Consider the following 16,134-nt stretch of genomic DNA (forward strand, 5'->3'; position numbering starts at 1 on the left):
TATGTTTGTCGATCACGTAAAAGTTTATGTTAGAGGTGGCGACGGCGGGGATGGCATGGTTGCATTCCGCCGCGAAAAATATGTACCGAACGGCGGACCTGCCGGCGGAGATGGCGGGAAAGGCGGAAATATCGTCTTTATCGTCGAAGAAGGATTGCGGACGCTGATGGATTTCCGTTACAAGCGGATCTTTAAAGCTGATCGCGGAACACACGGCATGAGTGCCAATAAGCACGGCGCCAAAGCACAGGATACATTGATCAAAGTTCCACCGGGCACAGTTGTGAAAGATGTCGATACCGGCGAAACAATTGCTGATTTAGTGGAACATGGCCAAACGGCAGTCATTGCTAAAGGCGGACGCGGCGGACGAGGAAACTCACGTTTTGCGACACCTGCCAACCCTGCACCGGAACTGTCTGAAAAAGGCGAACCGGGCTTTGAACGCAATGTCATTTTGGAATTGAAAGTATTGGCAGACGCCGGACTTGTCGGATTCCCAAGTGTCGGGAAATCGACCTTGCTGTCAGTTGTGTCAGCTGCAAAACCGAAAATCGCTGAATATCATTTCACGACTATCGTACCGAACCTCGGCATGGTGGAAACGGAAGATCAGCGCAGCTTCGTCATGGCCGATCTTCCGGGATTGATCGAAGGCGCACACGAAGGAATCGGCCTTGGCCATCAATTCCTGCGCCATATCGAACGGACGCGCGTTATTATCCACGTCATCGATATGTCGGGCCTCGAAGGACGCGATCCTTATGAGGATTACGTTACAATTAATGAAGAATTGCAGCAATACAATATGCGTTTGACAGAACGTCCGCAATTGATTGTCGCAAACAAAATGGATATGCCGGATTCTGAAGAAAACCTGACGAAATTCCGTGAGAAATTGCCGGAAGATGCCCGCATTTTCCCGATTTCTGCTTTGTCGCGCAAAGGCTTGAACAATTTATTGTTCGCAATTGCTGATGTTATCGAAGTGACGCCGGAATTCCCATTGATCGACGATACGGAAGAAGATTCAGATAGCACGGTTCTTTACAAACACGAAACCGATGCTGATGGCTTCAATATCACACGTGATTCTGACGGATCATTTGTCTTGGCTGGTTATGCGATTGAACGGATGTTCAAGATGACCGACTTCTCGCGTGAAGATTCGATTCGCCGATTTGCCCGCCAAATGCGCGGCATGGGAATTGATGATGCGCTACGTGAACGCGGAGCGGAAAATGGCGATACAGTTCGCCTGCTTGAATTCGAATTCGAATTTATGGATTGATGCGGAGGTAGCTTGAATGAAGGATATTTCGGAACAACGGTATTATTTAGTGCGTGAAGACGTTTTGACAGAAGCGATGCAAAAAACGCTTGAAGTGAAAAAAATGCTGCAGAATGACCGCATTTCCATTATGGATGCGGTCAACAAGACAGGTCTTTCGCGCTCTGCGTTTTATAAATATCGGGACGCTGTATTTCCGTTCCATTCGATTGTCAAAGAACGGATCTTGACGGTTTTCCTGCAATTGGAAGACCGCTCAGGAACGCTCGCGACACTTTTGCAGGCAGTCGCCGAAAATGGCTGCAATATTTTGACCATCCATCAGACCATTCCGATCCAAGGGCGGGCGAACGTTACTTTGTCCTTGGATGTAACGGCAATGGACGGGGATTTGGACGTATTTTTGCATCAGCTGAAAAAGCTCGATTTTGTCGAGTCGGCGGATGTGGTTTCAAGCGGATCATCTTAATGGAGGAATGTTTAAATGACTGGACAAGCTGTTGAAAAACGAATTTCATATTTAGGGCCGGAAGCGTCATTTACACATCTTGCGGCAACAAAAGTTTTCCCTAAAGACACCTTGGTGCCATTTACAACCATCCCTGAATGCATAGAAGCAGTGGCAGAAGGCAGCGTGGATTACGCTGTCGTGCCGCTGGAAAATGCGTTGGAAGGATCTGTTCCATTAACGGTGGATTATTTGTTCCACGAAGCACAATTGTATGTAACGGCGGAAGTTTTGTCGCCGATTGAGCAGCATTTGCTGGTACACCCTGAAAACCGCAACGCGGAATCGTTTGAAGCGATTTATTCTCATCCGCATGCATTGGCGCAATGCCACAAATACCTTTTTTATACATATAAGAGCACGCCTCTGGAGCAGTACAGCTCGACGGCTGCTGCGGCGAAAATGGTTTCCGAGTTGCCGGAACGCAACATCGCGGCGATCGGCAATGAATTCTCCGCCCATAAATACGGGCTGGATATTTTGCAGCGCGATATCCATGATTTCCATTTTAACCACACGCGCTTTTTCGTATTATCTAAATCCGACCACAAGCTGACTGATCCGACACATGACAATCAAGTCAAAACGACCTTGATGATCACGCCGCCCGATGATGACCGTTCCGGTGTTCTGCACCAGATATTGTCCGTCTTTGCTTGGCGCCGGCTGAACTTGAGCAAGATCGAGTCGCGGCCACTGAAAACCGGCCTAGGCGATTATTTCTTTATTGCCGATGTATTGGCAGATGAAGGCGACACGATGATGAGCGGAGCGTTCGAAGAGCTTGCGGCAATTGGCTGTACAGTGAAAACCTTAGGTTCGTATTATACGTATAAATAAAAAAGAAGTCCCGCAGCGTTTTGCTGCGGGACTTCTTTTTGGGGAATCCGCAATATTTTCACTAATGATAACTCTTAAGTTCAACTTATATAGCCAATAAAAAAACTCACCATCCCACATAAAGCTGGATGGTGAGTTCACTAAAACTTATTCACTTTCTTCCAGCAAAAATCCGTTATCCCGCATCCGGCTGATAGCTTTTTCAAGCGTCGCGTTGTCGGGAGCAGTGATGGTATGGAGATGCGTGCCATCGGTCAGTTCCAGCAAGTAGCTGGCACCGGTGTCGCGGACGCGCTTCATGAACGCTTCGACGTCCTGGATGTTCGAGACATGGATGCCCGCTGTTAGCTCTCCATAAACCGGGTGCTCGATCGACACGTCTTTAACAGTGACGCCTGACTCCACCAGCAGCTTTAATTCGCGTTCGGTGTCATCGGGCTGGTGGCGGCAGGCAATGCGCCGGCTTGCTTCTTCGCTTGCCCGGTCGGCCAGGAACAAGTAGCCTTGGCTGGTGGCGATAATGGGCTCGCCTTTTGCCTTCAGCAAGGTCATGTCGCCGACAATGACTTGGCGCGACACGCTGGCAAGTGCAGCCAGTTCGCTGCCGGTCATCGGCTGAGCAGACGTTTTTATTTTTTCCAGCAGAAATTGGCGCCGCTGTTCGCCGAGTAATTTTTTCATAGGGATCCCTCGCTTATCGACTCGTTCCTTTTATCTTATCATGTGCCGAACAGCAACGGGTTTATTTCGTCTAAAGCAGCCGAATATGGTATAATCATGGAGTTGAATTAAAGGAGAGACTGTCCATGTACGATTACATAAAAGGCAAGGTTACACGCGTAACGCCGGAATATTTAGTGATAGAACAGCAAGGAATCGGCTGGCAGATTTTTGCGCCGAATCCGTATTCGTTCGGTTCGGATGAGCTGCAAGTTTTCCTGCACCACCACATTCGGGAAGATGCACAGCTATTGTTCGGATTTCCGACACTGGAGCAGCGGGAATTGTTCCGCAAGCTGATTTCGGTATCCGGCATCGGACCAAAAGGCGCGCTGGCCATTCTTGCAAGCGGACAGCCGCAGCACGTCATCGAAGCGATCGAGCGGGAAGATGAATCCTATTTGGTGAAATTCCCAGGTGTCGGCAAAAAGACGGCCCGCCAGATGATTTTGGACTTGAAAGGCAAGCTGACCGAGTTTTTCGGCGATCCTTTCGATCCGGAAGAAACCAATACTTTATTGTCGAACGACCAGGCAGAGCTGGAGGAAGCGATGCTGGCACTTGGAGCTCTTGGCTACTCAGAACGCGAAATTACGAAAGTTAAACCACAGCTGCGGGACCTTGATCTCGATACAGAGGGCTTTATGAAAAAAGCTTTGCAGCTGCTGCTCAAACAAACCTGATGAAAGGAGGCGAACGGCATGGAAGAACGCATCATAGACAGTGAAATTTCGGAGTTTGATGAGCGCTTTGAACAATCGCTTCGCCCGCAATTGCTGGGCCAATACATCGGCCAGCATACCGTAAAACACAACTTGCAAATTTTCATTGAAGCTGCAAAAATGCGCCAGGAAAGCCTGGACCATGTCCTGTTGTATGGGCCTCCTGGACTCGGGAAAACGACACTCGCAGCGGTTATCGCCAACGAAATGGAAGTCAACATCAAAATGACCAGCGGACCGGCCATTGAACGTCCTGGCGACTTGGCGGCCATTGTGTCGTCATTGGAACCCGGAGACGTCTTATTTATTGATGAGATTCATCGCTTGAACCGGTCAATCGAAGAAGTGTTGTATCCGGCAATGGAGGATTTCTGTTTGGATATTGTCGTCGGCAAAGGACCGACTGCGCGTTCCGTTCGGTTGGATTTGCCGCCATTTACGCTGATCGGGGCAACAACGCGTGCAGGAGCCTTGTCGGCACCGTTGCGTGACCGTTTCGGCGTTTTGTCGAGGCTTGATTATTACGATACCGAAGCGTTAACGGAAATTGTTGTTCGCAGTTCGAAACTGTTTGAGGCGGACATTGATCCAAATGCTGCTGTTGAAATTGCCCGACGCTCCCGTGGGACTCCGCGTATTGCCAACCGTTTGCTGAAACGCGTCCGGGATTATGCCCAGGTTCGCGGAACCGGCTCCATTACGATGGATATGGCAGAGCAGGCGCTGGAAATGCTGCAAGTCGATCCGCTTGGATTGGACCATATTGACCATAAATTATTGACGGGCATGATTGAACGTTTCCGGGGCGGTCCGGTTGGACTGGATACGATTGCTGCAAGCATCGGGGAAGAGTCGACGACGATTGAAGACGTCTACGAACCGTATTTGCTGCAGATTGGGTTTATCCAGCGGACACCAAGAGGCCGCACGGTAACGCAATTAGCCTATGAACACTTTAAAATGGAGATGCCTGAATGACTAAACCCAACACACCACCCACAACTTTAAATGTACAAGATTTTGATTTTGAACTGCCGGAGGAATTGATTGCCCAAACACCGTTGCTTGACCGTACGTCGAGCCGGCTGTTGGTCATGAACAAAGCCACTGGAGACACAGAACATCGCCATTTTCGCGATATTATTGAATATCTGCACGCTGGCGACACGCTCGTTTTAAATGATACACGGGTGCTTCCTGCACGTCTCATGGGCGTTAAGGAAGACACCGGCGCCAATATTGAATTGCTTCTGCTGAAGCAAATCGAAGATGACGTTTGGGAGACCTTGGTTAAACCAGCGAAGAAAGTCAAAGTCGGCACCATCGTTTCTTTTGGAGAAGGTATGCTGCGCGCGGAATGCACCAGCATTCTTGATCACGGCGGACGCCATTTCAAAATGATCTACGATGGCATTTTCTACGAGATTTTGGACCAATTGGGCGAAATGCCTTTGCCTCCTTATATCCGTGAAAAACTGGAAGATCAGGACCGCTACCAAACTGTTTTCGCCAAAGAGCGGGGAAGCGCTGCGGCACCGACTGCTGGACTTCATTTTACCGATGAACTTTTGGAAGAAATCCGTGCCAAAGGGGTCAATATCGCATTTATTACGCTGCATGTTGGACTTGGAACATTTCGTCCCGTATCGGTCGACTCGATCGAAGACCACGAAATGCATTCGGAGTTTTACCGCATCAGCAAAGAAACGGCAGATTTAATCAATCAAACCAGACAACAAGGCGGCCGCATTGTGTCAGTGGGTACGACGTCCACGCGCACTTTGGAATCAGTTGCGCATAAGTTTGGCGGCGAGCTGCAGGAAGACAGCGGCTGGACCGACATTTTCATTTTCCCGGGCTATGACTTTAAAGCCATCGATGGACTGATCACCAATTTCCATTTGCCGAAATCGACTTTAGTCATGCTGGTCAGCGCCTTGTCGAACCGTGACCATATTTTAAATGCCTATCAACAAGCCGTTGATGAACGCTACCGTTTCTTCAGTTTCGGAGATGCGATGTTCATTGAACCACAGAAAAAGGAGACTCACCAATGACAGCAGCAGTAACGTACGAACACATCAAGACCTGCAAACAGACCGGTGCGCGTCTGGGCATCGTCCATACGCCGCACGGTTCGTTTGAAACGCCGGCATTTATGCCTGTGGGCACGCAGGCGACAGTCAAGACCATGTCGCCCGAAGAACTAAAGGCCATGAACGCCGGCATCATCCTGAGCAATACGTACCATTTATGGCTTCGCCCCGGCAATGACATTATCAAAGAAGCGGGCGGCCTGCATAAATTCATGAACTGGGACCGTCCAATTCTGACAGATTCCGGCGGATTCCAAGTGTTTTCTTTGAGTGAATTCCGCAACATCAAAGAAGAAGGCGTTCATTTCCGCAACCATATGAACGGCGATAAACTGTTTCTGAGCCCGGAAAAAGCGATGCAAATCCAAAACGATCTCGGTTCTGATATCATGATGGCGTTTGATGAATGCCCGCCATTCCCGGCAACGCATGAATACATGAAATCCAGTGTCGAGCGGACATCCCGCTGGGCAGAACGCTGCCTGGAAGCGCACGAACGCAAAGCGGACCAGGGATTGTTCGGCATCATCCAGGGCGGCGAGTTTGAAGACCTGCGCAAACAAAGTGCACGGGACCTTGTGTCGCTTGATTTTCCGGGCTATGCAATCGGCGGCTTATCGGTCGGCGAACCGAAAGACGTCATGAACCGTGCGCTGGAATTCACGACGCCGTTAATGCCGGCAGACAAACCGCGTTACTTGATGGGCGTCGGTTCACCCGATTCCTTGATCGACGGCGCAATCCGCGGCATTGACATGTTCGACTGCGTTTTGCCGACCCGCATTGCCCGCAACGGCACCCTGATGACGAGCACTGGCCGTTTGAACATTAAAAATGCTGCATTCAAACGTGATTTCGGACCAATCGATGACAAATGCGATTGCTATACATGCAAAAATTATTCGCGCGCGTATGTCCATCACTTGATTCGTGCAGATGAAACATTCGGAATTAGGCTTACTAGTTATCATAACCTGCAATTTCTGTTAAACTTAATGGGACAGGTGCGACAAGCGATTCGCGAAGACCGCCTGGGAGATTTCCGCGAAGAATTTTTTGAAGCTTACGGTTTCAATAAACCCAATGCTAAAAATTTCTGAGTTTGTAAGAGAATAGAGAAAGTGAAAGGGGGAAAATGAATAATGGAAACTTTAATTGCGTTATCACCTTTACTATTAATGTTCTTGCTAATGTGGTTTTTCATCATCCGTCCTGCCCAAAAACGTCAGAAGGCGACGAAAAACATGCAGACAGAATTAAGACGCGGCGACCGCATTGTTACAATCGGCGGATTGCATGGCCTTGTTGATGCAGTGGACGATGCAACCATCTACATCACTGTAGCTGATGGCACGCGTATGCAGTTTGAGCGTCAAGCAATTGCACGTGTTGTGGAATCGGCAAAATCAACAATCTAAAACAAGTAAAAACTCGCCTTCGATTTTGAAGGCGTTTTTTTAATGAAAAATAATGTCCTTATTCTAAATTTTCCAGTTACAGGGTACAATGGATACAGCACAGCGGAAAGGAGTACACGCATGGCGAGTTATCCAGAACAATTTGAATTTGTTCTGCCGGCGCTTCAAAGCAAACGCAGTGAATTTCATCATTTTCAATACGATACTTTTACAGAAGAGGATTTATGGGAATTTTGCGTTAAGAAAAAATGGCGAAAAAAAGACATAGATACGATGCATCTCTATGAAATGATCAACGACATTATGAATATGACCGCTTCTGACTTTTTGGCCTACCACCAGGTCGAGGCGTTAAAAAAGGCACGCTGGAACGATGACAGTACACTGGAGAACATTGGGCATCTCTTGCGTCCGTCTTCGAAAAAAACGACGTAAGTTAGATTTGGGAATTTAGTTTTTGTCCGCAGCTTAGGCCGCCAAGGGCATGGCTCCGCACTCTTTAATAGATATGTGGAATGCAGCTCAATGAACCTTGGAGCGAATTCCTCATACAATAAAAACTGATTTTTTATTCAATTTACCCAGTCCAATTTGACAGTAATCAGCGGCTGTTTCATAATGATAGTGCTGTGTTTTACACACCCGAGGAGGAAGTTTACATATGAAAGCAAGAGGTCGCATAATTGCCTTTTTCTTACTGGTTATTGTACTGATAGGGATTATTGGCTCGACTAGTTTACCCATTGCAAAAGACATTCGATTAGGCCTGGATCTTCAGGGCGGCTTTGAAGTGCTCTATCAAGTAGAAGCTTTGGAAGATGGACAGGAAATTACCGAAGATGTGCTGACGGATACAACGGATGCGTTGATGAACCGAATCAACGTGCTTGGAGTCAGCGAACCGGTTATCCAAATCGAAGGCGATAACCGCATCCGGGTCCAATTGGCGGGAGTGGAGGATCAAGCTTCAGCACGTGAATTGCTGTCAACTGAAGCCAATCTGACTTTCCGCGACGCGGAAGATAACCTTCTGCTTGCCGGAAACGATTTGGCACAAGGCGGCGCAACCGGAACGTTCGATCAGAACGGCAATCCGATTGTTACTCTGGAGCTAAATGACCCAGGCAAATTCGCAGAAGTGACAGAAACCGTTTCTCAAATGCCGGCCCCTGACAATGTCTTGGTCATTTGGCTGGATTTTGAAGAAGGTGTGGATTCTTTCGCGGAAGAACGCATGAAGGAGGACCCGAAATTTGTTTCGGCGCCAAGTGTGCAGCAGCGCATTTCGTCCCCATCTGTTGAGATTTCCGGATCGTTCACAGTAGAAGAAACACAGAACTTATCAGGTATTTTGAATGCCGGTGCTTTGCCGGTAAGTTTGGAAGAAATCTATTCGACTTCAGTCGGAGCCCAGTTTGGTGAACAGGCGCTTGACCAAACCATGGTTGCAGCTGCTGTCGGGATTGCCTTAGTCCTGTTGTTCATGCTGGTTTATTACCGCTTGCCAGGTGCAATCGCCGTTGTTACGTTATCGGCCTATGTTTACCTGATCCTCCTGGTATTTGAATGGATTGGCGGCGTATTGACGCTTCCCGGAATCGCAGCGATCATGCTCGGTGTCGGTATGGCTGTAGATGCCAACATCATCACCTATGAGCGGATCCGAGAAGAGATGCGCGTCGGCAAAACTGTAAAAGAAGCATTCAAGGTAGGTGCACGGTCTTCGTTCTCAGCCATCCTGGATGCCAACGTTACCACATTGCTGGCAGCGGCCGTACTGTTTTATTTCGGAACAAGTTCCGTAAAAGGGTTTGCGACGCTGTTGATTATCTCCATTTTGGTCAGCTTCCTGACAGCGGTTTGGGGATCGCGCCTGCTGCTTGGCCTATGGGTCAACAGCGGTGTGCTCGACAATAAATTTGGCTTGTTCGGATTAAAGAAATCGACAATCCACTCTAAAGAAGAAGGCTTGGAAATTACTGATCTTACCACGCGCTTCGACCGTTTTGATTTTGCGAAACACCGCAATAAATTCTTTTTGGCTTCAATTGTCTTGATCATTGCCGGAATGGCAGTCATCGGTGTATTCCGCCTCAACTTGGGCATTGATTTCTCCAGCGGTACACGCGTTGAAATTGCTTCGGAATCGGCACTGACAAAAGAAGAAGTGCAAAGCTTCCTTGATGGTGCAGGCTATGAAACGGAAGACATCGTCATTTCGGGTGACGAGTCTAATCTTGGTGTGGCGCGTTTCAATGAAGCGTTCAGCCAGGAAGAAATCAATAGCTTGAAATCTGTGGCAGCGGAAGAATTCGGTGCAGAGCCGAACATTTCAACCGTGTCACCGACAGTGGGAGAAGAACTTGCGAAAAATGCGCTGTATGCCTTGTCGATTGCGGCACTCGGCATCATCATTTACGTCGCCTTCCGTTTTGAATGGCGCATGGGTGTGGCATCCGTTGTCGCATTAATTCACGATGCATTCTTCATTGTTGCCGTATTCAGTCTGCTGCGGCTTGAGGTGGACATCACCTTTATCGCTGCGGTTCTGACCATCGTCGGTTATTCGATCAATGACACAATCGTGACATTTGACCGAATCCGGGAAAACATGAAACGCATGAAGAAGATCGATACGGTCGAACAGTTGGAAAAAGTGGTCAACGTATCGCTTCGCCAAACACTTGGGCGCTCGGTCAACACGGTGCTGACAGTTGTGTTTGTGGTCATTGCACTATTGATCTTCGGCGCACCATCGATCACGAACTTCTCGATTGCTTTATTGATCGGGTTGATTGCCGGTACTTACTCTTCCATCTTTATCGCCGCCCAGCTGTGGCTGGTCTTGAAAAAAGGCGAACTGAAGAAAAAAGGGCCGATCGATATTGAGAAGAAAGACGAACAAAACAAATGGGGTTCTGACGAGCCTGTCGTATAAGTTTAGAGTTGAAATGGAACAGGGTATAGATAATATGACCTTGTTCCATTTTTTTATTTTGAGAGGAGAATCGACAATGAAGTTACAATGGCTTATTTTACTTGGACTTGTTTTTGCAGTAATCATTGCAGTATTTGCTGTTGTCAACGTTGACGAGGTTCCGGTCAACTATGTATTTGGTGAAGCACAATGGCCGTTGATACTGGTCATTCTAGCGTCTGCGTTGCTCGGATTTTTACTGAGCGGGGTGCTGGCAATCATGCGCCAATACCAGATGCAGCGCAAAATCAAAGCGTTGCAAAAAGAGATGGCAGTCAAAGAAAATTTGATCGCCACTCAGCAAAACGAAATCGGCGAGTATCAAAAAGCCGGTGTGGTGCCGGATGCACAAATCGTCACCAGCGAAGAACTGAAGAAAGAGGAAATCTGAAAAAAATGAACCTTTCGGTGCAGTTGCCGAAAGGTTTTTGTCTGCGTTTTTTTGCTGTATAATGAACCGGTGAGGAAGTGATAGCGATGATTGAATCCAAAAAAAGATGGCGTTTGACGACGCCGGACGAAAAAGCGGTAGAAGAAATTCAAAAAGAACTGAAGATAACATCCGTACTGGCCAAAATTTTGGTGACGCGCGGGTTAAATACGGCAGCATCGGCTCGTTCATTTATGCAGATGGACGCCAGCGGCATACATAATCCCTATTTAATGAAAGATATGGATGTGGCCGTGGAGCGCATCCGTTCAGCTATCGACAACCAGGAGAAAATCATGGTCTATGGCGACTACGATGCGGATGGCGTTACCAGCACGACCGTCATGATGACCGTCTTGCAGGATTTAGGGGCCGATGTGTCCTTTATGATACCGAACCGCTTTAAACACGGGTACGGACCGAATACAGAATTGTTCCAGCAGGCGTTCGACAACGGCACAAAATTGATTGTTACCGTTGATAATGGAATTTCCGGCATCGAACAGGTCGATTTTGCCAATGGACTGGGGATGGATGTAATCATCAGTGACCACCATGACATCGGTGACCAAATGCCAAATGCGTTGGCTGTTATCCATCCGCGCCATCCTGAAGGCAACTATCCTTTCGGTGAACTGGCGGGCGTCGGAGTGGCATTTAAAATAGCGCATGCCTTGTACGAAGAAGTTCCAGATCACCTGATTGAATTGACGGCGATCGGCACCGTTGCCGACCTGGTGCCGTTGCATGACGAAAATCGGCTGTTTGTGAAAGAAGGTCTGGCAGCATTAATCGATTCTCCGAGCCCGGCCATCGCAGCATTATGTGAAGTTGCCGGCATTAAACAGCAGGATATTACGGAAGAAACAATCGGTTTTATGTTTGGTCCGCGCATTAACGCGATCGGCCGTTTGCAGGATGCCGATCCCGCTGTCCGGATGTTCCTGACAGAAGATCCGGCAGAAGCGCGTTCGTTGGCTTCCGGACTCGATGTCCTGAACAAAGAGCGTCAGGCCATCGTCAAACAAATTTCTGAAGAAGCGATACAGCAAGTAGAGCAGCGCTATCCGGACGGGCCGCCGCACGTAATTATTGTGGCCCAGGAAGGCTGGAATCCAGGCGTTGTCGGCATTGTGGCATCAAAACTGACAGAGAAATACTATCGTCCATCAATCGTATTGTCGCTGAATCCGGAAACCGGCAAAGCAAAAGGCTCTGCACGCAGCATTGAAGGCTTTCATTTGTATAATGAACTGGCAAAAAACCGCGATATTCTGCCGCATTTCGGCGGACATCCGATGGCAGCAGGCATGACGCTGGAAGCGAGTGATGTGGACGATTTGCGCGAACGGCTGAACAAGCAGGCTGAAACGAGCTTGACTGAAGAAGACCTGCTGCCGGTTGTGGAAATTGATATTCCTTTGCGCCTAGATGAAATTGATATTACGGCTATTGAATCGATGCGGCTATTAGCGCCATTTGGCATGGGATTCGCCAAACCGAAGTTTTATCTGGAAGGCGTCAAAGTGGCATCTATTCGCAAAATCGGGGCGGCGCAAAACCATTTGAAAATGGAATTGACACAGCATGCCGCAACGCTGGATGCTGTTGGTTTCGGCATCGGCCCGATTGGCGACGAATTGACGCCGGACGTCCAAATCGACGTCATCGGCGATCTGCAGATCAATGAATGGAACGGACGGAAAAAACCGCAATTGATGGTAGAGGATGTCCGCACTGATCAGTGGCAATTGTTTGATATTCGCGGCATTCGCCAAGTATCGCGCTGGTCCAAGCTGATTCCTCAGGAAAACCAGGTTTTTCTGGCATTCAATGAGGATACGCCTGCTTTGTTCCAGTCGTTCCTGCCGCAGCCGATTTGCAAAGTGGATCAATTGGACGGAGTGCCAGGCACTAAAGATCATTTGGTGCTGCTGGACTTGCCGGAGTCGGAAGAGCAGTTGGCGTCCGTACTGGCCGCATTAAAGCCGAAGCGCATTTACGCACATTTCCATGCCAAGGACTCGCAGTATTTTGAGCAGATTCCTACGCGGGAGCAATTCAAATGGCTGTTTGCGTTCATTAAAAAACGCGGCACGTTCGATTTCAATAAACACTGCGATGAACTGGCAAAACATAAAGGCTGGACGCGCGAGTCATTATTTTTCATGCTGCAGGTGTTTTTTGAACTCGGGTTTGTTACACTTAACAATGGAATTACCGAGATTGCCCAATCGCCGAGCAAACAGGATTTGTCGGAAGCGCCGATTTACAAAAAGCGTGAGCAGCAGATCGCTCTGGAGCAGAAGCTTTTGTATGCATCTTATAAAGATTTAAAAGAGTGGTTCGATGCGAAAGTGTCTGCCAAGGAGGAAGAAATATGGATTTGAAGAAGTATATTACGATTGTAGAAGATTGGCCAAAACCAGGAATCCGTTTTAAGGACATCACTTCGCTGATGGACGACGGAACTGCTTATAAGTATGCAACGGACCAAATCGTTGAATACGCAAAAACAGTAAATGCTGAAATTATCGTAGGACCGGAAGCGCGCGGATTTATCATCGGCTGCCCTGTTGCTTACGCTCTTGAACTTGGCTTTGCCCCAGTCCGCAAAGAAGGAAAGTTGCCCCGCGAAGTGATTCGTGCGCAATATGGCCTTGAATACGGAACGGACGTATTAACGATGCACAAAGACGCCATCAAACCGGGACAGCGTGTTTTGATCACCGATGACTTGCTTGCTACCGGCGGCACAATCGGTGCGACCATTAACTTGGTTGAACAGCTCGGCGGAGTAGTCGTCGGCTGCGCATTTTTGATCGAATTGACTTATTTGGACGGCCGCAAAAATTTGGACGGCTATGATGTTACGACTTTAATGCAATATTAATACCGAATCTCTCTGCCATTACAGGCAGAGGGATTTTTTTCTGGCATCGAGGGTATGGAAACAAGAGTGACATATGGGAGGTGACTGGAAGATGAAGCTGGAAAAAGAGCACGATCCCCGACTGAATGCTGCATGGATTGACCAATACTTGGACAATCGCACACCTCTTGAAAAAATTACCCGCGAAACGGAAAGTTTTTTTGCTGCCATAAAAAAAGATTTCGCTGTCAGCAAGCACGCCCAGCGGAAAATGAACTTTACGGAACGGCTATGGTCTTTTCTGGCAGAAGAGTTTTCACTTGACGATGAAAACGGTTTTGAAACCCGGGTATCGGGCCAGCAATTTTACCCCGCGTGGAAGGACAGGCTGGACGGCGAATACCGAAAACTTGAGTCGACCATCCAGCGTCGGGTCAACGTGCGGGACTACGGTGCGGTGGGCGATGGGGAAACCGACTGCACAGATGCCTTTAAAAAAGCCTTTGGCAAAGGAGCGGTTGAAGTCAAGGTGCCGGCGGGCGTTTATATGGTAGACGGTTTGAAGCTGCCGTCCTGGACGCGGCTGATAGGTGCAGGCAAAGGACGAACGGTGATAAAGCTGCAGGCGAAAGCGCCTCGCAAAGCCCGTCTGTTGACCAACAGCAATTACTTGTCTGGCAACCGCAACATTTCTGTGGAAGGGCTGACATTGGACTGGCATGTCGAACGATTAGGGGATGTGGAAAACACCAGCGCAGGCGGCAATCATTCCAGCTGTTTGACTTTTGCGCGCGTCACATATGGCTGGGTCAAGGATGTGGAGGCGCTCAATCCAGGGCTTCATTGCTTTGATATCACAGCGCCTCTCTATAACTATTCAGGGGACGGATTGCGGGGAAAAGGAGGCAGCCAATTTGTCTGGCTTGACGGCGTCAGCGGCTCCGGTTTCGGCGACGACGGTCTGACGACGCATCACAGCGATTACATTTTTGTTTCCAATTCGCATTTCAGCGACCCGAGCGGACGGGCGCACGAAAAAGGATTTTCCAATTCCAATGGCTTTGAAGTGGACGACGGATCGCGTCATGTCTGGCTGGCCAACAATTCGAGCGCACGCTGCTTTGGAGGAATCGAGATCAAAGCCCATGCCAACTCTTCGGCCGCATCAGGCGTCCATATCTCTGGCCATCTTTCGGTCCACGACAATCGTTCTTTTAATTTCCGCCACATTGGCCACCATAAAAAAGACGATCCAGAATCAAAATCGGCATTCAACATCTTCGCACAGCGGCTGGTAGCGATTGAGCCGATTGAAACCTCTTTATACGAAGGTTCAGCGCCGCGCTGTTTGGTTGTGTCAGGCTATCGCAATGTCGCCATTAACCGGTTTCTCTTTGTCGGAGATCCAAATTATGATTACAAGCGGCAGCCGGCTGCTGCAATTCAGTACCGGGCAGGCTGCGTTTCTTTGACCAATGGAGTCATCCGGGATTTTACGACGGCAGGAGCTGATGTATCGATTGCCGGCGGCGAACAAAGTGCCCGCAACGTCCGGGTGGAAAATTTGGTCAGCATCGGTTCTGCAGAACAGGCAGTTGCTGTCGGAAAAGGCAGTGAGCTTGTCTATTTGGAAGGGGTCAGAAAACGAAGTTCCCATTTGCTTTAAAACAAATAAAAAAGGAGGCAATAACATGAAATTGACTGGAAAAAAAGTACTGAGTTTTGTTCACCATGAATTCGAGGATTTGGAGCTATGGTACCCAATTTTAAGATTGCGTGAAGAAGGGGCCGAAGTCGAGTTGGCTGGAGAAGAAGCTGGTGTTGAGTATATAGGCAAATACGGCGTTCCGGCGACTTCCGACTTGTCTTACGGAGAAGCACTCGCGAAAGAATATGACGCGCTTCTTGTTCCGGGCGGCTGGGCACCGGACAAAATCCGCCGTTTTCCGGAAGTTTTGGAAATGGTTTGCCATATGGACGACCAGAAAAAGCCGATTGGCCAAATTTGCCACGCCGGCTGGGTGCTCATTTCCGCCAACATTTTAAAAGGCCGGAAAGTCACCAGCACGCCGGGCATAAAAGACGATATGGTCAACGCTGGCGCGGAATGGCTGGATGAACCTGTAGTCGTTGACGGCCACTTGGTATCAAGCCGCCGTCCGCCCGATCTGCCGGATTATCTTCGGGAATTTATTAAAGTGATGGAGAAGAGCTAACAAAGCTTTACATTTAGCCACTTTGTTTTTTATAATAGAAAGAT

At 48.6% G+C, this 16,134-nt stretch carries 16 protein-coding genes; 15 read left to right on the forward strand and 1 reads right to left on the reverse strand.

The annotated features are described in order from the left end of the window. The first annotated feature begins 1 nt into the window (after window position 1). From obgE to pheA, 3 genes are read left to right on the forward strand one after another with little or no spacing between them, the layout of a single operon-like run. Window positions 2–1,291: a GTPase ObgE gene (gene obgE / locus QOZ98_RS13690; protein ID WP_308787980.1), complete on the forward strand. Its 1,290-nt coding sequence runs from the start codon at window positions 2–4 to the stop codon at window positions 1,289–1,291. 16 nt (window positions 1,292–1,307) lie between these two features. After that, window positions 1,308–1,760 (forward strand): ACT domain-containing protein, encoded by a 453-nt coding sequence (locus QOZ98_RS13695; protein ID WP_308787981.1) that lies wholly within the window; start codon window positions 1,308–1,310, stop codon window positions 1,758–1,760. Between the two features lie 15 nt (window positions 1,761–1,775). After that, a complete protein-coding gene (pheA, locus tag QOZ98_RS13700) occupies window positions 1,776–2,639 on the forward strand; it encodes a prephenate dehydratase (RefSeq protein WP_308787982.1) in 864 nt (287 codons plus the stop codon). Between the two features lie 147 nt (window positions 2,640–2,786). Here the strand turns inward: pheA and QOZ98_RS13705 are convergent, their stop codons facing one another. Next, on the reverse strand, window positions 2,787–3,320 hold the full coding sequence (locus tag QOZ98_RS13705; protein ID WP_308787983.1) for a transcription repressor NadR: 534 nt from the start codon (window positions 3,318–3,320) through the stop codon (window positions 2,787–2,789). A 125-nt stretch (window positions 3,321–3,445) separates the two neighbouring features. On the opposite strand from QOZ98_RS13705, the gene ruvA reads away from it, so the two are divergent. The 12 genes from ruvA to QOZ98_RS13765 all read left to right on the forward strand — a co-directional run bounded on the left by ruvA (window position 3,446) and on the right by QOZ98_RS13765 (window position 16,090). Further along, complete coding sequence (gene ruvA / locus QOZ98_RS13710; protein WP_308787984.1) at window positions 3,446–4,042, forward strand: Holliday junction branch migration protein RuvA; 597 nt, start codon at window positions 3,446–3,448, stop codon at window positions 4,040–4,042. A gap of 18 nt (window positions 4,043–4,060) precedes the next feature. Continuing rightward, a complete protein-coding gene (ruvB, locus tag QOZ98_RS13715; RefSeq protein ID WP_308787985.1) occupies window positions 4,061–5,059 on the forward strand; it encodes a Holliday junction branch migration DNA helicase RuvB in 999 nt (332 codons plus the stop codon). Further along, window positions 5,056–6,138: a tRNA preQ1(34) S-adenosylmethionine ribosyltransferase-isomerase QueA gene (gene queA / locus QOZ98_RS13720; protein ID WP_308787986.1), complete on the forward strand. Its 1,083-nt coding sequence runs from the start codon at window positions 5,056–5,058 to the stop codon at window positions 6,136–6,138. The genes ruvB and queA overlap by 4 nt, the downstream gene beginning before the upstream one ends. Then, a complete protein-coding gene (tgt, locus tag QOZ98_RS13725) occupies window positions 6,135–7,277 on the forward strand; it encodes a tRNA guanosine(34) transglycosylase Tgt (RefSeq protein ID WP_308787987.1) in 1,143 nt (380 codons plus the stop codon). Before queA ends, tgt begins: the two co-directional genes overlap by 4 nt. A gap of 42 nt (window positions 7,278–7,319) precedes the next feature. Continuing rightward, on the forward strand, window positions 7,320–7,595 hold the full coding sequence (yajC, locus tag QOZ98_RS13730) for a preprotein translocase subunit YajC (protein ID WP_142827736.1): 276 nt from the start codon (window positions 7,320–7,322) through the stop codon (window positions 7,593–7,595). Between the two features lie 120 nt (window positions 7,596–7,715). Further along, entirely contained in the window at window positions 7,716–8,030 is a 315-nt protein-coding gene (locus QOZ98_RS13735) for a post-transcriptional regulator (RefSeq protein ID WP_142827737.1), read from the forward strand. A 226-nt stretch (window positions 8,031–8,256) separates the two neighbouring features. Next, on the forward strand, window positions 8,257–10,533 hold the full coding sequence (gene secDF, locus QOZ98_RS13740) for a protein translocase subunit SecDF (protein WP_308787988.1): 2,277 nt from the start codon (window positions 8,257–8,259) through the stop codon (window positions 10,531–10,533). Between the two features lie 76 nt (window positions 10,534–10,609). Beyond that, window positions 10,610–10,963, forward strand: coding sequence for a LapA family protein (locus QOZ98_RS13745; RefSeq protein WP_308787989.1), 354 nt, complete (start codon window positions 10,610–10,612; stop codon window positions 10,961–10,963). Between the two features lie 86 nt (window positions 10,964–11,049). Then, window positions 11,050–13,392, forward strand: a complete 2,343-nt coding sequence (gene recJ, locus QOZ98_RS13750; RefSeq protein ID WP_308787990.1) for a single-stranded-DNA-specific exonuclease RecJ — start codon at window positions 11,050–11,052, stop codon at window positions 13,390–13,392. Continuing rightward, window positions 13,383–13,895, forward strand: coding sequence for an adenine phosphoribosyltransferase (locus tag QOZ98_RS13755; protein ID WP_308787991.1), 513 nt, complete (start codon window positions 13,383–13,385; stop codon window positions 13,893–13,895). Before recJ ends, QOZ98_RS13755 begins: the two co-directional genes overlap by 10 nt. 91 nt (window positions 13,896–13,986) lie before the next feature. Continuing rightward, window positions 13,987–15,540, forward strand: a complete 1,554-nt coding sequence (locus QOZ98_RS13760; RefSeq protein WP_308787992.1) for a glycosyl hydrolase family 28-related protein — start codon at window positions 13,987–13,989, stop codon at window positions 15,538–15,540. Window positions 15,541–15,565: 25 nt separating this feature from the next. Continuing rightward, window positions 15,566–16,090: a type 1 glutamine amidotransferase domain-containing protein gene (locus tag QOZ98_RS13765; RefSeq protein WP_308787993.1), complete on the forward strand. Its 525-nt coding sequence runs from the start codon at window positions 15,566–15,568 to the stop codon at window positions 16,088–16,090. Window positions 16,091–16,134 lie beyond the last annotated feature (44 nt).

This window comes from Planomicrobium stackebrandtii, assembly GCF_030814955.1.
Lineage (GTDB): Bacteria > Bacillota > Bacilli > Bacillales_A > Planococcaceae > Planococcus > Planococcus stackebrandtii.

What these genes read in the sequence shown, in the direction of transcription:
- QOZ98_RS13755 (WP_308787991.1), top strand. Translation starts at nt 13,383, where the DNA reads ATGGATTTGAAGAAGTATATTACGATTGTAGAAGATTGGCCAAAACCA.
- QOZ98_RS13745 (WP_308787989.1), top strand. Translation starts at nt 10,610, where the DNA reads ATGAAGTTACAATGGCTTATTTTACTTGGACTTGTTTTTGCAGTAATC.
- secDF (WP_308787988.1), top strand. Translation starts at nt 8,257, where the DNA reads ATGAAAGCAAGAGGTCGCATAATTGCCTTTTTCTTACTGGTTATTGTA.
- ruvB (WP_308787985.1), top strand. Translation starts at nt 4,061, where the DNA reads ATGGAAGAACGCATCATAGACAGTGAAATTTCGGAGTTTGATGAGCGC.
- recJ (WP_308787990.1), top strand. Translation starts at nt 11,050, where the DNA reads ATGATTGAATCCAAAAAAAGATGGCGTTTGACGACGCCGGACGAAAAA.
- queA (WP_308787986.1), top strand. Translation starts at nt 5,056, where the DNA reads ATGACTAAACCCAACACACCACCCACAACTTTAAATGTACAAGATTTT.
- QOZ98_RS13705 (WP_308787983.1), bottom strand. Translation starts at nt 3,320, where the DNA reads ATGAAAAAATTACTCGGCGAACAGCGGCGCCAATTTCTGCTGGAAAAA.
- QOZ98_RS13735 (WP_142827737.1), top strand. Translation starts at nt 7,716, where the DNA reads ATGGCGAGTTATCCAGAACAATTTGAATTTGTTCTGCCGGCGCTTCAA.
- obgE (WP_308787980.1), top strand. Translation starts at nt 2, where the DNA reads ATGTTTGTCGATCACGTAAAAGTTTATGTTAGAGGTGGCGACGGCGGG.
- ruvA (WP_308787984.1), top strand. Translation starts at nt 3,446, where the DNA reads ATGTACGATTACATAAAAGGCAAGGTTACACGCGTAACGCCGGAATAT.
- QOZ98_RS13695 (WP_308787981.1), top strand. Translation starts at nt 1,308, where the DNA reads ATGAAGGATATTTCGGAACAACGGTATTATTTAGTGCGTGAAGACGTT.
- QOZ98_RS13765 (WP_308787993.1), top strand. Translation starts at nt 15,566, where the DNA reads ATGAAATTGACTGGAAAAAAAGTACTGAGTTTTGTTCACCATGAATTC.
- yajC (WP_142827736.1), top strand. Translation starts at nt 7,320, where the DNA reads ATGGAAACTTTAATTGCGTTATCACCTTTACTATTAATGTTCTTGCTA.
- pheA (WP_308787982.1), top strand. Translation starts at nt 1,776, where the DNA reads ATGACTGGACAAGCTGTTGAAAAACGAATTTCATATTTAGGGCCGGAA.
- QOZ98_RS13760 (WP_308787992.1), top strand. Translation starts at nt 13,987, where the DNA reads ATGAAGCTGGAAAAAGAGCACGATCCCCGACTGAATGCTGCATGGATT.
- tgt (WP_308787987.1), top strand. Translation starts at nt 6,135, where the DNA reads ATGACAGCAGCAGTAACGTACGAACACATCAAGACCTGCAAACAGACC.